12 protein-coding genes are annotated in these 15408 nt (G+C 49.8%); 11 read left to right on the top strand and 1 reads right to left on the bottom strand.

The window, feature by feature from the left end; genetic code table 11:
* The first annotated feature begins 15 nt into the window (after nt 1–15).
* Entirely contained in the window at nt 16–1026 is a 1011-nt protein-coding gene (gene trpS / locus IEX02_RS04020) for a tryptophan--tRNA ligase (protein WP_188690618.1), read from the top strand.
* Nucleotides 1027–1051: 25 nt separating this feature from the next.
* Here trpS and IEX02_RS04015 read toward each other — a convergent pair whose 3' ends face one another.
* The gene (locus tag IEX02_RS04015; protein ID WP_229702041.1) at nt 1052–2587 is read right to left on the bottom strand and encodes an alkaline phosphatase D family protein; all 1536 of its coding nucleotides are present in this window, start codon (nt 2585–2587) and stop codon (nt 1052–1054) included.
* A gap of 380 nt (nt 2588–2967) precedes the next feature.
* On the opposite strand from IEX02_RS04015, the gene IEX02_RS04010 reads away from it, so the two are divergent.
* The 10 genes from IEX02_RS04010 to IEX02_RS03965 all read left to right on the top strand — a co-directional run bounded on the left by IEX02_RS04010 (nt 2968) and on the right by IEX02_RS03965 (nt 15364).
* Nucleotides 2968–3651 carry a hypothetical protein gene (locus IEX02_RS04010; RefSeq protein WP_188690615.1) on the top strand — a complete coding sequence of 228 codons (684 nt, stop codon included), beginning with the start codon at nt 2968–2970 and terminating at the stop codon, nt 3649–3651.
* A 167-nt stretch (nt 3652–3818) separates the two neighbouring features.
* Entirely contained in the window at nt 3819–4415 is a 597-nt protein-coding gene (locus IEX02_RS04005; protein ID WP_188690613.1) for an anthranilate synthase component II, read from the top strand.
* Nucleotides 4416–4466: 51 nt separating this feature from the next.
* Nucleotides 4467–5375: a GGDEF domain-containing protein gene (locus IEX02_RS04000; protein ID WP_188690611.1), complete on the top strand. Its 909-nt coding sequence runs from the start codon at nt 4467–4469 to the stop codon at nt 5373–5375.
* A gap of 81 nt (nt 5376–5456) precedes the next feature.
* On the top strand, nt 5457–6617 hold the full coding sequence (locus tag IEX02_RS03995; protein WP_188690608.1) for an HDOD domain-containing protein: 1161 nt from the start codon (nt 5457–5459) through the stop codon (nt 6615–6617).
* A gap of 308 nt (nt 6618–6925) precedes the next feature.
* Nucleotides 6926–8131, top strand: a complete 1206-nt coding sequence (locus tag IEX02_RS03990) for an aspartate aminotransferase family protein (protein ID WP_188690606.1) — start codon at nt 6926–6928, stop codon at nt 8129–8131.
* A 148-nt stretch (nt 8132–8279) separates the two neighbouring features.
* The gene (gene astA, locus IEX02_RS03985; RefSeq protein WP_188690604.1) at nt 8280–9308 is read left to right on the top strand and encodes an arginine N-succinyltransferase; all 1029 of its coding nucleotides are present in this window, start codon (nt 8280–8282) and stop codon (nt 9306–9308) included.
* A gap of 2 nt (nt 9309–9310) precedes the next feature.
* A complete protein-coding gene (astD, locus tag IEX02_RS03980; protein ID WP_188690602.1) occupies nt 9311–10780 on the top strand; it encodes a succinylglutamate-semialdehyde dehydrogenase in 1470 nt (489 codons plus the stop codon).
* A gap of 236 nt (nt 10781–11016) precedes the next feature.
* Entirely contained in the window at nt 11017–11817 is an 801-nt protein-coding gene (locus IEX02_RS03975; protein ID WP_188690599.1) for a DUF1338 domain-containing protein, read from the top strand.
* A 103-nt stretch (nt 11818–11920) separates the two neighbouring features.
* The gene (locus IEX02_RS03970) at nt 11921–12847 is read left to right on the top strand and encodes a chemotaxis protein (RefSeq protein ID WP_188690596.1); all 927 of its coding nucleotides are present in this window, start codon (nt 11921–11923) and stop codon (nt 12845–12847) included.
* A 168-nt stretch (nt 12848–13015) separates the two neighbouring features.
* Nucleotides 13016–15364, top strand: coding sequence for a zinc-dependent metalloprotease (locus tag IEX02_RS03965; protein ID WP_229702039.1), 2349 nt, complete (start codon nt 13016–13018; stop codon nt 15362–15364).
* Nucleotides 15365–15408 lie beyond the last annotated feature (44 nt).

Genomic DNA, 15408 nt, shown 5'->3' with positions numbered 1-15408 from the left:
CCAGGAAATTCTGTTATGAGTAAACCCATAGTACTTAGCGGCTGCCAGCCGTCCGGACAACTGACCATTGGCAACTATATGGGTGCGCTTAAGCAGTGGGTAGGCATGCAGCAGGATTATGACTGCTTATATATGCTGGTGAACCTGCATGCCATTACGGTACGTCAGGATCCCTTGGCATTACGTAATGCTACTCTGGATGGACTTGCGTTATATCTGGCCTGCGGTATTGACCCTAACCAGAGCACCTTGTTTATTCAGTCTCAGGTGCCTGAGCATGCCCAACTAGCTTGGGTACTGAACTGCTATACCCAGATGGGTGAACTAAATCGCATGACCCAGTTCAAGGACAAGTCAGCTAAAAATGTGACTAATATCAATGCCGGTCTGTTTACCTACCCGACCCTGATGGCAGCTGATATTTTGATTTATCAGGCTGACCAGGTGCCAGTGGGAGACGATCAGAAGCAGCATCTTGAATTGGCCAGGGATGTGGCGATTCGCTTTAATAATCAGCACGGCGATACCTTTGTGGTGCCTGAGCCTTACATCCCAGAGTTTGGTGCCCGCATTATGAGTTTGCAGGATCCGGCCAAGAAGATGTCCAAGTCAGACGATAATCCCAATAACTTTGTTGGTTTGCTGGAAGATCCCAAGAAGGTCGCCAAAAAGATTAAGAAGGCGGTGACTGACTCTGATGAGCAGGCGCGCATTTACTTCGACCCTAAGGAAAAAGCCGGTGTTTCCAACCTGCTGACCTTGTTAAGCGGCGCATCGGGTAAGTCCATTGAGGAATTGGTGCCTGAGTATGAAGGTAAAATGTATGGGCATCTGAAGACCGATGTTGCAGATGCCGTGGTTGCGCTGCTGGAACCTATTCAGCAGCGTTTCCATCAGTTGCGCGATGATCAGGCTGAGCTTGATCGTATTATGTTGGAAGGGGCCGAAAAAGCCAGCGCCAGAGCGGCCAAGACCCTGGCGGCAGTATATGAGAAGGTTGGTTTTATCCCGCGTCCCAGCCGATAAGGTGCACTCTGTTTGTCGGCGGCCATCAGGCCGGCGACAAACTGGTTTCCCACAGTAGCTTGCCATCACGGTTGAAATGGCTCACCGTCAGTTTGCCGTCCTCGCCGTTAATATGCATCTGTCCAAAGAACTGATAGCCCTGTGAGGGTTCGGCCCCAGGCTGAAGGTCCTCGGGAATGCCTTTAAACACCAGTTGCGGGCCAAAGGTATTGTCGAACGGATTGGGACCAAAAGTGCCCGCATGCAACGGGCCGCTGACAAACTCCCAGAAGGGAATAAAGTCCTTAAATTGGGCCTTGCTTGGGTCATAGTAATGAGACGCGCAGTAGTGTACGTCGGCGGTAATAAAATGCACATTCTGAATCTCACCCTGGCGGATATGGGTGAGCAATCCAGCCATTTCTAACTCTCTGCCCAAAGGTGGCCCGTCTATATTTGCCATGTTTTCGGCGATGTCTGTGCCCCAGTCTGTCACCTTTAAGCCAATGGGCATATCAGCGGCGATGATTTTCCAGGTGGCCTTGGATGCAGACAGGTTTTGCTTCAGCCAATGCAACTGCTTTTCGCCCAGAAATGCCGTTTGCGGACCTTCCTCTGTTTGGCGGTTAAGGCTGTTGGCTGCCCGGTAGCTGCGCATATCCAGCATAAACAAATCAAGGTGTGGGCCGTAGCTGATTTTGCGGTAAATCTGTCGCTCATCCTGGCCGTTTAAACGGATGGGATTGCACTCCATCATGGCACGACGGGCGTATTCTGACAGCAGGGAAATGCTTTTCTGCTGATAGCGTTTGTCATCAAGGATTTCACCGGGGTACCAGTTGTTGCGTACCTCATGGTCATCCCACTGCTGGAAAGTGGCTACCTGCCGGTGAAAGGCTGAAACATGCTCATCCAGGTAGTTATAGTAGTAGCGCTCGCGGAACTCCTGCAGGGTTTCCGCCACTTTGCTGACCCCCTCGGTTTGCAGGTTGACCCACTGACTGCCATCGGCGAGACTTTTAGTTGCGTCGATGGGATTATCGGCGTAGATCAAATCACCGCAATGGACAAAGAAATCCGGTTGCTGACGGAGAATTGCGGCGTAGGTTTGCATACCACCGCGATGGGTGTCGATACCAAAACCCTGCCCGGCAGTATCACCTGACCAGCAGAATCTTACATCGCGCTTGTCCATGGGGGCGGTTTTAAACTGTCCCTGCCAGATATCACTGACGGCGCCTGGCTTTTCAAGGCTGTCAAAGCTGACCCTATAGTACCAGGTGCGTCCCGGCAACAGACCGTTTAGCAGAGTTTTTGCGTTGAAATCATTAGGCGCCAGCGCCGTACCGCCAATAAACTTGGTTGCTGTGGCAAAGGTCTCATCGGCGCTTACCTCCACTTGCATCAAGGCGGGTCTGTCAGTGCGCCCCCAAATAACGGCGCCGTCATAACTCACATCGCCGGCGCTGATTCCGGTAAGCAGCCTGGGCCGCTGCGGGTCAGCTGACAGGGAAAAGACCACTGGACTGCTTATGATTCCGGCTGTCGCCAGACCAATTTTAAGAAAATCTCTGCGTTGCAAAACCATCACCTTAGTCATTTTAGTGACGGCTATTCTACCCCCGGAGTATGGCAAATGGGTGAAACAGTTTGTGTTGGGTTTGGAATAAGCATCCAAGCTTTATCTGACAAGGGGCGTATTGAAATCTCTAGCACTCAGTTTGTCACTGTGAGGCTAACGCTTTGTTTATACCTTGATGGTATCCCCCTTGACTTTGGCTCCTCTGAGTCATTAGTTTGGATAATTGTTTAAAGGAAGCGTTACCCTGGTTCTCTTAAGGAAAAGTATATGAAACATTATTTAGGTGGCGAGCTGATGTCTTCGCAAGCCCAAGGTTCCCCCGTCAATATCGCATTGTGGCTCTCCTCAACCTCATTGTTGAAATTTTAAGGACGTGCCTGATGAAGATAAAAATTACCTTACTAATACTCCTCATTGGCTTTGTTGGGGGAGTTTTAGTTCTAAAAGACGATGCGGATAAAAGCGTTGTCACTAATCTGCATATGCAGGGCGAAGTGCAAGCAGAATCCCAAAATGCAGGGAGTCGCGATGTAACGGACTTGGGTTTTTCAGAGCCTGCGCATTATTCTGGAAGCCAAATAGATGAAGATGATGCGCCTACTTCAGAAATGAAAAAATATAGTGAAACTGAAGATCAGAGCACTGCCACTAATGATGACACAGCGTTATTAGACACCTTTTTGTATGAGACAAGTAAACATGGTGTTTTTCCTCCTCAGCAGTTAAAGCAGATTTTTGCCCACCCCGACTTTGTTTCCTTGGCTCAGCAGCTACCTGCTGAAAATGAAGCTGATATTAGCTTTCAATTAGATATGGAGAAAAAGCTAGCCAACAGTGCCTCCGCCGAAGGTGGAGGGGTAAATGTATTTCATTGTGGCGGTGATGTTTGTATGGGTGAGATTAATTACGATAAAGACACTGATGCAAGCGCGTGGATTCTCGATACCATTAATACCGATAAAAGAGTGACCACAGTCATTCTTCAGCCGGTTGTGTTGTATGGACGACATGAGATGAGGGTTGTTTTGTCCATTTCTGACAAGGTTCAATCTATTGAACTTTAGGCCCCCTTTTTTGCATCAAAGCCTGAGTGGAAAAGCTGACTGTGGGGCTGTTTCATTCACTTTCCATTTTTCCAGCAAGGAATAAGTCAAGCTACTCGCAATGGGTTCTGTTCTCCATAGAGTTTCGCTATTATCCGTGCCCGGTTTTATTCCTGCTAACGGGCCATATGCTGTTACTGATCGACAATTACGACTCTTTTACTCATAACCTGGCGCGTTACTTCCGTGAGCTAGGTCAACAGGTCGTGGTTGTGCGTAATGATCAGATTGATATCGCAGGTATAGAGCGACTGGCAGCGGATTATCTGGTGATATCGCCTGGGCCTTGCACACCTCATGAAGCGGGGATCAGTTTGCAGGCTATTCGGCATTTTGCTGGAAAGCTTCCTATTTTAGGGGTTTGCCTGGGACATCAGGCTATCGGGCAGGTGTTTGGTGCACAGGTAGTAAGAGCCCAACAGGTTATGCATGGTAAAACTTCCTGCGTAGCGCATACCAATTCGTCGCTCTTTCACAATATTGACAGCCCGTTTATTGCGACCCGATACCATTCCCTGGTGCTTGACTGGGCAAGTATTCCCGCTGAATTTAAGGTTACGGCCTGGGTGGAAGAGTCGGATGGGCAACGCACCGCGATGGCGATTGAACATCAAACACTAGCTGTATGCGGCGTGCAATTTCATCCCGAATCGGTGCTGACTGAAGCAGGTCATTGTATTTTGAAGAATTTTTTGCAGGCTTATGGCAAAAAAAATGAAAACTGAGCCATTATTAGTGGTATTAGATTTCTTCCCAAGGTGAAAGCAACTTAGTCCATGCAGCAACAGTCCGGTTCCAATATGAGGTTGTGGGTATTGCCGTCCCGTGGGGCTGGTGGTGCCTACTTCATTGGTACGGGGTTCTTGCTATTACTCAACGTGCTGGTGTCTGCCTTTTTAACCGGTTGGGCGCTCAATCAGGGGCAATGGCAAGCCGGGGCTGAGTGGTTGGGCGCAGGGCTTGCCTTTGCTTCCGTAGTTGCGGTCGCTTTTATGTACCTGCTGGTCAGCCTGATACACCTTAAGCGTCATATCAAAGTAACAGTGCTGTTTGGACTGCTACTGTTGCAACAGGCTCGTTATCTGGATGGGCTTGAGCAAGTGTTGTTGTTTTCAGGAGACTGGCTCGATTTAACCGAAGATGTACTTTTTCTGTTTGGCGCCATAGTGCTGGCCGTGGGAATGACCTTGTGGGTCATTTTAACCTATAGGTTGTCTACTCTGGATAAACTCACCCGGGTGCATAACCGACGTTATTTTGAAGGGGCGTTGCAGCGGTATTTATTATCACGTCGTCAGGAAGCTTGTTGTTTGCTGGTCATGGATCTGGATGACTTCAAGGCAATCAATGACAACCATGGCCATGCTAGCGGAGACCGGGTGCTGAAAATACTCGGTGAGGTACTTAGGCAAAATGCGCGGCGCGAGGATGTGATTTGCCGCAGTGGCGGTGAAGAGTTTGAGATGCTGTTGGTGGGGGTGTCACTTGCCACGGCACAGCAGATTGCACAGCGAATTATGCATTGTATTAAGGCGGCTACTCCTGATGATTTACCGACTTTGACGGCCAGCATGGGGCTCACTTCGGTGTTGCCTGAAGATGATGTGGACCGGCTCAGATCCCGTGCCGATAAAGCAATGTACATGGCGAAAGAACAGGGTAAGGCACGTATTGTGCTGCTCTAGATTTAACTCAACCCCTTCGCCCTTTTCCGATATGATGCGTTTTTTTCTTAACACCAGATACGTGGATCTTAAAATACCCTAATGTCAGACCAGCAAGACGTCTCTCAACAGATAGCTAACAGATTTCGCAGCCTGCTGATTGGCCTGGATACAGCCAAGCAGGATTTGCCCGAAGACAAGGATGTTGAGTTACCGGATTTTCTTGACCAAGACCGGGATGGGCGTCAATTACTGAGGGTGGAGAAACAAGCCCAACGGGATAAAAAACTCAACGAGCGCTATTACCAAAATTTTCTCGATAAATTGCAGGGCCAGTTGAATGACGAAGTGCGTCATCGTTTGGCTGAGCAGTTGCAGGATACTGAATTCCTTTATAGCAAACTGATTGGGGTTCCCCCTCATTTAGCCGAAGTATTGGACCTGATGTCAGTTAAGGCGGCATCTATTGGGCGAATCGAACCCCTTGTGGCTACCATTCCCTGGTTGGTCCAAGATTTGATTAAAATGGTCAACATGCCCAAATACAGGCGTACCGACAAGCAAGGCAAAGTTATTCCGGTGGAAAGCCTGCGTATGGCCCTGAGTTTTCTGGGCCTGGAAAACCTCAAGCTGGTCATCCCCTCGCTGGTTTTTCGGCGCTGGTTACCGCAAATCACCGACCCTTATCCGAACATTAAGTTAAGACTGTGGGAGCATGCTATGGGCAGCGCACAGTCCTGTAAAAAAGTTGCGGAGCTGAGCGGTGTGGATGTACAGGCTGCATTCACCCTGGGGATGTTTCATGAAGTCGGCAAGATAGCGGTGACACGGCTGTATTTCCGCTTATTCGAAGAAGTGCGTCGGGATGCCTTGCGAGAGGCTCATGAAGCCAAGATGAAAGAAGAGCACGCAGCCTTGTCTGATGTGGTTCCATCGGGTGTTGCGTTGCAGGACTTGATGGCGAAATCGGCCCTGAATATCAGCTACCTATTGCTGGATAAAATGGCCTTCCAACGCCTGAGCATGGCGTCTGCCATGCAGGAAGTGGCACAAGACAAGCCATTAAAAGAGATGTCTGCGCTGGCTCAGGTACTGGTTCAGGGGCGCAGTTACAACCAGTATCGTATGCTGAAAAGCGCTCGCCTGATAAATATTGAGGAAGCAAAGGCTTTTCTGCGTGGGTTAATGATGCCCCCTGGTGCTCTGTCTGCACTCAAACTCGCTGATTTACGTCACCTTAATCTGACATTCGACGAAAACTAAGCTTGATTCCCCCCGTTCTTGTTGGCCTGTTGGCAAAATATGGAAAATTTTTTTTTACATATTCATGCAGGCCACCTTTCAAGGCTAGAATGGTTGGCTTGGTTCTCTATTGGTAACTAACGGCGTAGACTTCCACATCAGGTTACCAAAAATAGTTATTCAGAATTCCTGCAAACTTAGGCCGAAGCCTTATTGTGATTGTGTTTCGGGCCGGTTGACGGGAAGACACCGACAATCAGTTCTGCAATAATGGCGGCAGATTTATTCGCCATTGCCCTTCTAACCAGCAAAGTAAGAGGTATTAAAGAATGAAAGTGACCAGAGCATTATTCGACGACGTTATGGCGCCTAACTATAACCCGGCGGCCATGATCCCTGTGCGTGGAGAAGGCTCCCGAGTATGGGACCAGGAAGGTGTCGAATATGTGGATTTCGCAGGCGGTATCGCGGTTAATTCCCTGGGACACTGTCATCCAGCCATGGTAACGGCCCTCAAAGAGCAAGGTGAAAAGCTTTGGCATCTGAGCAATGTATTCACCAATGAGCCTGCTCTGCGTCTGGCTAAGAAGCTAACAGACGTCACTTTTGCTGAGCGTGTTTATTTTGCTAACTCGGGCGCAGAGGCCAATGAAGCCGCATTGAAACTGGCACGTCGTTGGGCTCTGGAGCATCATGGCGAAGATAAAACGCAAATCATCGCCTTTAAACAAGGTTTCCATGGTCGTACTTTCTTCACAGTGACTGTGGGTGGGCAACCTGCCTACTCAGATGGTTTCGGCCCTAAGCCTGCCGCTGTTGATCACGCCACTTACAACGATCTGGATAGCTTGAAGGCTCTGATGTCTGATAAGACTTGTGCCGTGATGATTGAACCCTTGCAAGGTGAAGGCGGTATTATCAGCCCCACACCAGAGTTCATCCAAGGCGTGCGTGAGTTATGTAACCAGCACAATGCGTTGCTGATTTTTGATGAAGTGCAATCTGGTGTCGGCCGTACTGGTGAACTTTATGCCTATATGGGGCTGGGTGTGACCCCGGATATTCTGACCACGGCCAAAGCGCTGGGCGGTGGTTTCCCTATTGGTGCCATGCTGACCACCAAAGACATTGCTGCCAGCCTGAAAGTCGGTACTCACGGTAGCACATACGGTGGTAATCCACTTGCTTGTGCAGTAGCAGAAGCTGTACTGGATATCGTTAATACCCCTGAAGTGCTTGACGGTGTGAAGCGTAAAGAACAGTTATTCCGTGATGGACTGAATGCTATCAACGCCAAGTATGACGTATTCAGTGAAATCCGTGGTAAGGGCCTGTTGCTAGGGGCTGCGCTGAACGAAAAGTATCAGGGCCGCTCTCGTGATTTCCTGGTCGCAGCGGTTGCCGAGCACTTAATGTGCCTGGTGGCTGGTGCCAATGTAGTACGTTTCGCCCCTTCTCTGATCATTCCTGATGCTGATATTCAGGAAGGCCTGGCACGCTTTGAGCGCGCAGTGGCGAAAGTCGTGCAGGGATAATGGTCATATCAGGCGGGAGCGACTTTCCCGCCTGATGAACAAGATTGACCGACCGGCGCGCTGTCTGGCGCCGGTTTCTATTTGCCGGTTTTCCGGCTTCCAAACACTTTTTTAACAGACCGCCTCAGAAACAGCGGAGTAAGCGACTATGATGGTGATTCGCCCAATCCAAGCCAGTGACTATGCGTCACTGCATGATATTGCCGTGGAATCCGGTATAGGTTTTACCTCCTTACCGGTTAATGAGACCTTATTGCGCAATAAAATTGCCAGTTCGGCGTCATCCTTTGTTAAAGAGATCGACCTGCCGGGGGATCAAGGCTATCTGTTCGTGATGGAAGACAGTGAAACCGGACAAGTAGTTGGAACCAGTGGCATTCAGGCGTCCGTTGGACGCGATGACGCGTTCTATCATTACCACCTGAGTAAGGTGGCACATGCTTCCCGGGAGCTGGATATTTACAATCTGGTGGATATTCTCACCTTATGTAATGACTACACCGGCGTAACCGAAATTTGTACCTTATTTTTGCGCGAACAAGCGCGCAGAGGAAATAATGGTCGGTTCTTGTCAAAGTTCCGTTTTTTATTTCTAAAGGAGCATGCGCAACGCTTTGCTGAGACTGTCATCGCAGAAATGCGCGGTGTTTCAGACGAGAACGGTAATTCTCCATTCTGGCAATGGCTGGAAGAACACTTTTTCTCAATGGATTTTCCCACCGCGGATTACCTGACGGGTATAGGTCAAAAGGTGTTTATCGCCGAGTTGATGCCCAAGTATCCCATTTATGTCAATCTACTCAGTAAGGAAGCACAGGCGGTTATTGGCAAAGTACATGAAAAGACGCGTCCTGCATTGCAATTGTTGCAGTCTGAGGGGTTTCGCAATCGTGGATATGTCGATATCTTTGACGCCGGTCCTACTGTTGAAGCAGATTTAGAACATATTCGTACCGCTCGTATCAGTCGTAAGCTGGCTGCCGCCACAGGCGACCCGGATGGCGCTAAGTTGCATATGGTGATCAATACCAAGCTAGAAGGCTTCCGCGCCGTGTTGGTACCTTTGCAGGTTAGCAAAGACGAACAGCGGGCCATATTGTCCCAGGCCGCTATGACGGCCTTGCAAATTGAAGAAGGCGATCAGGTGCGTTTTGCGCCCTTGTTGCTTAAGGGGTAAGAATGAGTAAAGCACAATTTATTGCAGGCCAATGGCTGGAAGGCCAGGGCCATTCCATGACTTCGGTTGACCCTGCGAAGAAGCAGGTGATCTGGCAAGCCAGTTCGGCGACTGCTGAACAGGTTGAACAGGCCGTTAAGGCCGCCCGTCAGGCCTTTTTGCCTTGGGCCGAGTTTAGTTTTGACGAACGTTTGGCGTTTGTGAAACGCTTTGCAGAATTGCTCGGTGAACATAAAGACGAGCTGGCGCTGGTGATTGCCCGTGAAACCGGCAAGCCCTTGTGGGAAACCGCTACTGAGGTAGCCGCCATGATAGGTAAGGTGGCAATTTCGGAGCGCGCTTATCAGGAGCGTACCGGAACGGTGGAAAATCCCATGCCGCAAGGGCGGGCTTTTATCCGCCATAAACCCCATGGTGTGGTTGCGGTGTTTGGTCCTTACAATTTCCCTGGTCACTTACCTAATGGTCATATTGTGCCTGCCTTATTAGCTGGCAATACGGTGATCTTTAAACCCAGCGAACTGACGCCAATGGTCGCGCAGAAAACCTTGGAACTATGGGAGAAAGCCGGTTTACCTGCTGGCGTGATTAACCTGGTGCAAGGGGAAGTGGAAACCGGCAAAGCATTAGCCAGCCATCCTGGTATTGATGGTCTGTTCTTTACCGGCAGCTCGCGCACCGGCAAATTGCTGCATGAACAGTTTGGGGGGCATCCCGGCAAGATACTGGCTCTGGAAATGGGCGGTAATAACCCCTTGCTGGTTAAGGATGTGTCAGATATTGATGCCACGGTACATGATATTGTGCAGTCGGCCTTTGTGACATCTGGCCAGCGTTGCACCTGCTCGCGTCGCTTGTTTATCGAACAAGGGCCGAAGGGGGATGCCATTCTTGCCAGACTGTTAGATGTGACCCGTCAGATTAAGGTGGGTGATTATGATGCCCAGCCTCAACCCTTTATGGGCGCAATGATTTCTGCCCGGGCAGCGGCTCAAATGGTGGCAGCGCAGCAACAGTTGTTGAACTTAGGGGCAACGTCCTTAGTCGAAATGCAGCACCTGGACCCTGAGTCTGGCTTTGTCACGCCGGGTATTTTGGATGTCACCGCCATCATTGATCAACTGCCGGACGAAGAACACTTCGGCCCCTTGCTGAAAGTAATTCGCTACAGCGATTTTGATCAGGCCATTGAGCAGGCGAATAATACGGTATTTGGTTTGTCTGCCGGTTTGCTGTCTGATGATGCCGAGTTGTATCAGCACTTCTTCCGTCGCATTCGTGCCGGGATTGTTAACTGGAACCGCCCTATTACCGGCGCAAGCAGTGCTGCTCCATTTGGTGGTATTGGCGAAAGTGGTAACCACAGGGCCAGTGCTTACTATGCTGCGGATTACTGCGCTTATCCGGTTGCCTCCGTTGAGCTGGAGCAGTCGGTAATGCCAGGAACCCTGAATCCAGGTTTGACCTTCTAACTCGCTCAATAGTAAAGGCACCATATGGTGCCTTTACTGTTTTATGGGCCTTGCGCCTGATCTGAGTCAAGTCAGGGTAGAGCCCGTTCGTCTAAACTGGCCAAGTAATCTTAGTTTCTGCCTGTTTTTTGTTCGCGTTTGCCGTATAATACGCCGCCGCGAAACACTGCCCGGCCATTTGGCCAAAGCATTGAATTTACGATTTTTCAATCCACTAGGACTGAGTAAGAAGCATCATGCACAATAACGTTGAGACCCTATTTGCTAACCTGTGGCAAGACTATGTTGCCATGACTCCATCTGCCCTGAAAGTTCACCAATTGCTGGGTGACGGTGACGAACTTATCAATGATCACGTCGCTTTTCGTACCTTTAACATCGACAAGGTCAATCTGGAAAAATTGGCAGCGCACTTCCTGGCTCTGGGCTATGAAGAGAAAGGGCAGTACAACTTTGAGCAAAAGAAACTCAAAGCCAAACACTTTGAGCATGCCGATGACACTAAACCTAAGGTTTTTATCAGTGAATTGTTGGTCGAAGAATTTTCAGCCCCTGTACAGGCCATTATCCAAAAGATGGTGGATGCCATTCCTGCTGATGCAGTGAATAAGGAAAACTTTTTGTATTCCGGCACCCACTGGCAGGTGAGCAGCGAAGAGTATCAAACTCTGCTGAATGAGTCTGAATATGCTGCCTGGGTATCAGCCTGGGGCTTCCGTGCCAACCACTTTACCGTCAGCCTGAACCACCTGAAGCATTACACTATGTTGTCAGACGTGAATGAAAAGCTTAAAGAAGCAGGTTTTGAACTGAATACCTCTGGTGGCGAGATCAAAGGCGGACCGGAGGTTCACCTGGCTCAGTCTTCTACCATGGCAGATAAGATGGAAGTGCGCTTTAGTGACAAGAGCCTGGTGATTCCAAGCTGTTTCTATGAATTTGCTCAGCGTTTCCCTTTGCCGGATGGTAAGTTGTACACAGGTTTTGTGGCGGCGTCTGCAGACAAAATCTTCGAAAGCACCAACGTGGGTATGTAAGTCCCATTCGGTCGTATAAATAAGCCCGCTTTGACGCGGGCTTTTTATTGGTATTATCTTTGTACCTGCTATTGTTTAGCTTAAGCGGCAAATCGGAGCGTGTATGAGCAAGTTAATTGCGTCGGTGGACCAAAGAACCAACATTGTTGGTCAGAACAGACTGGAATTGTTGATTTTCAGGCTGATCGGCGAGCAGCCCTTTGGCATCAATGTGTTTAAAGTCAGAGAAGTGCTGCAGTGTCCTGAGCTCACTGAGATGCCTGGTGCCAGTCCCTGTGTACGGGGAATAGCGCATTTACGCGGTGTGCCTATTACCGTAATTGATCTCAGTGAGGCCACGGGTGGTAAACGCATAGAGAATTTGAAAACCGCTTTTGTGCTGGTCACCGAGTACAACCGCACTACCCAAGGCTTCCTGGTGGGGGGCGTAGACCGTATTGTTAATATCAACTGGGAACAGATAATGCCTCCTCCCAAAGGAGCCGGTGCCAACCATTATCTGACGGCTGTCACTAAGGTAGACAACAAGCTGGTTCAGGTGATCGATGTCGAGAAGGTGTTTGCCGAGATTTCGCCCATAGACGAAGAAGTCAGTGAAGATGTGAAGAAGCAGGTAACAGATATTGATCTCAGTGCTTTAACCGTGCTGGTGGCCGATGACTCATCTGTGGCGCGCAATCAGGTTAAGCGTGCCCTTTCTTCTATTGGTGTGAATGTAGAGTTAGTTAACGATGGCCGTCAGGCGCTGAATTGGCTGGAAGAAAAAGCCAAGGAAATGGGGGGAGATATCACCTCAAAGGTGCCTTTGCTGATCTCAGATATAGAAATGCCAGAAATGGACGGCTATACCCTTACCACTTCGGTTAAAAACCATCCTGATTTGCGAAAAGTGCATATTGTTCTGCATTCCTCCCTAAGCGGGGTATTTAACGAAGCCATGGTGCAGAAAGTGGGCGCTGATCAGTTTATTGCTAAGTTTCACCCGGATGAACTGGCCTCGGCTGTGCGAAAGTGGATGGCCGAACCCTGAGCTATTTGCGACACAAAACAGCCCACCCAGGTGGGCTTTTTTGTGTCTGGGGCTGTTTGGCAGGTTATTGAACGGTCAATGTCAGTATTTGGGCCATCTGATGGTTTCACCCTGATCTCGGCTGAGATAAGGTAAGTGCCTGGAAAATAAAAATATACAGAGGGCAAGATGGCAAAATGGGGATGGTGGCTGTGTCTGTTACTCAGTCCGCTGGCTAATGCGGCCGGTATTAAAGACTTTACTAAAGGGATGGAGCTACGGCAGGGATACTTTGACTTCTACTATCAGGCCAGTGAGGACAAAGTGTTCCTGCTGGTGGACAAGATAGAGCAGCCGTTTATTTTTCAAAGTTCACTGCCGCGCGGTATCGGATCAAATGATATTGGCTTGGACAGAGGCCAGTTGGGCGAGACCCGCTTGGTACAATTTGAGCCGTTCGGTAATAAACTGCTGCTTAAACAGTTAAATACTTACTACCGGGCAGACAGCCATAATGTTGCTGAGCGAGCCAGTATTGACGAAGCCTTTGCCACGTCGGTGTTGGCGGGACTGCCAGTGGTTGCCAGTGAATCCGGCAAGTGGTTGGTCGACTACACGGCCTTCTTACTCAGTGACATCCATCAGATTGCTCCGCGGCTTGCTGCACAAAAACAAGGCACCTATAAACCCGATGCCAAACGCAGTGGCGTTTATCTCAAGCGTTCTAAGGCGTTTCCGCTTAATACTGAGTTGGAAGCGCTGGTGACATACGCGGGCAGCAAGGCTGGTGAGTTTGTGCGCCAGGTTACCCCTGAACCCGATGCTATTAGCGTGCATTTGCATCATTCACTCATTGCTTTGCCGGAAGCGGGCTACCAGCAACGTGACTTCCATCCCTATTCCGGTTACTGGAAAGTGGAATATATGGATTATGCCGCCGCTATCGATCAACCCATGGTGAAGCGTTTGTTACCCCGTCATCGTCTGCAAAAGAAGAATCCTGATGCGGCCGTGAGTGAAGCCGTGGCGCCTATTGTTTATTACCTTGACCCAGGCGTACCGGAACCGGTTCGCACCGCGTTGTATGACGGCGCCATGTGGTGGAATACGGCGTTTGAGCAACTTGGCTACAAAGATGCGTTTCAGGTAAAAGACCTGCCCGCCGACGCCGATCCTATGGATGTGCGATATAACGTCATCCAATGGGTACACAGAGCTACGCGCGGTTGGTCTTATGGTGCGGGTGTCACTGACCCCAGAACCGGTGAGATTCTAAAAGGCCATGTTACTTTGGGCTCGCTACGTGTTCGTCAGGACTTTTTGATTGCATCAGGCTTGACCGGCCCATACAGCGGTGAGCAAGCCGATGTTGAAAAACAAAAAGCCATGGCCCTGGCGCGTATCCGTCAGTTATCAGCCCATGAAGTAGGGCATACTATCGGCCTGATTCATAACTTTGCCGCCAGTGCCAATGGACGGGCTTCGGTGATGGATTACCCCCATCCTTTGGTTGAGTTACAGAACAATCAGATCAGCCTGAAAAATGCCTATCGGGAAGGCTTAGGTGAATGGGACCACTATGCTATCCAATACGGCTATGGGGACTACAACAACGCACAACTAACGGCGCTGGTGACTAAGGCCAAAAAGGATGGACTGGAGTATATGGCCGATGCCGATACCCGTCCCGCCGGTGGTGTCAGTGCCATCGGGCATTTATGGGATAACGGTGGTGATCCTGTTGCTGAACTCACCCGTTTGGCTGAAGTTCGCCGCTTTGCCCTGACAAATTTTGGTCTGAGCAATATTGCTAAGGGCCAACCCTTATCGAGCTTGCAAGAAGCGCTGGTACCTATTTATTTACTCCACCGTTATCAGGTAGAAGCGGTGAGCAAACTGCTGGGCGGCGCATTTTATGAGTATGAACTAAAAGGCGAATACGCCGAGCCTAAAGGCATTAAGTGGGTATCTGCCGACAAACAACAGCAAGCCTTGGCGTCGTTGCTGACAACCTTGACGCCGGAGTTTTTGGCCTTGCCGGATGACCTGTTGGCTTTGATACCACCTAAAGCTTATGGCGACAGTGATGGGCGCGAAAGCTTTAAGGGCCGCACTGGTTTGGCGTTTGATCCGCTCAGTGCAGCCGAAGCCTCAGCTAATCATACCCTGTCGATGCTCTTGCATCCCTTAAGACTCAATCGTCTTGCCGGTCAGGGGCAGCTCGAGACAACACTGGATAGGTTACTGGCTAAGGCCGTTAAGAATCGCAACTATAAGGGCACTGAGTTGCTGTTGCAGCAAAGGGTCAGGCATGTGACCTTTTATCAGTTGATGAACAGCCTCAATAGCGCCGAATTGTCTCCAGAGGCCAGGGCCATCTTATATCAGCAGATGCAGAGTTTAGGTGACTGGCTGGACAAGCACGACAAAGATTCGAGTCTTAACCTGCTTTCCCAGCAATGGGAACAGTTTGAGGATAGCGGAGCGTGGTCTCCGGTGTTTACACCGCTGGCCTTACCACCAGGCTCTCCTATCTAAGCAATCCTGGGGCCATAATCCGGCCCCTAAAATCATTTCCCACA

The sequence above is a fragment of the Bowmanella pacifica genome (genome assembly GCF_014645355.1).
GTDB lineage: Bacteria > Pseudomonadota > Gammaproteobacteria > Enterobacterales > Alteromonadaceae > Bowmanella > Bowmanella pacifica.
This window is presented reverse-complemented; position numbering and strand designations above follow the sequence as displayed.

Excerpts from the sequence above, each read along its gene's own strand:
- trpS (WP_188690618.1), top strand. The coding sequence starts at position 16 with ATGAGTAAACCCATAGTACTTAGCGGCTGCCAGCCGTCCGGACAACTG.
- IEX02_RS04010 (WP_188690615.1), top strand. The coding sequence starts at position 2,968 with ATGAAGATAAAAATTACCTTACTAATACTCCTCATTGGCTTTGTTGGG.
- IEX02_RS04005 (WP_188690613.1), top strand. The coding sequence starts at position 3,819 with ATGCTGTTACTGATCGACAATTACGACTCTTTTACTCATAACCTGGCG.
- IEX02_RS04000 (WP_188690611.1), top strand. The coding sequence starts at position 4,467 with ATGCAGCAACAGTCCGGTTCCAATATGAGGTTGTGGGTATTGCCGTCC.
- IEX02_RS03995 (WP_188690608.1), top strand. The coding sequence starts at position 5,457 with ATGTCAGACCAGCAAGACGTCTCTCAACAGATAGCTAACAGATTTCGC.
- IEX02_RS03990 (WP_188690606.1), top strand. The coding sequence starts at position 6,926 with ATGAAAGTGACCAGAGCATTATTCGACGACGTTATGGCGCCTAACTAT.
- astA (WP_188690604.1), top strand. The coding sequence starts at position 8,280 with ATGATGGTGATTCGCCCAATCCAAGCCAGTGACTATGCGTCACTGCAT.
- astD (WP_188690602.1), top strand. The coding sequence starts at position 9,311 with ATGAGTAAAGCACAATTTATTGCAGGCCAATGGCTGGAAGGCCAGGGC.
- IEX02_RS03975 (WP_188690599.1), top strand. The coding sequence starts at position 11,017 with ATGCACAATAACGTTGAGACCCTATTTGCTAACCTGTGGCAAGACTAT.
- IEX02_RS03970 (WP_188690596.1), top strand. The coding sequence starts at position 11,921 with ATGAGCAAGTTAATTGCGTCGGTGGACCAAAGAACCAACATTGTTGGT.
- IEX02_RS03965 (WP_229702039.1), top strand. The coding sequence starts at position 13,016 with ATGGCAAAATGGGGATGGTGGCTGTGTCTGTTACTCAGTCCGCTGGCT.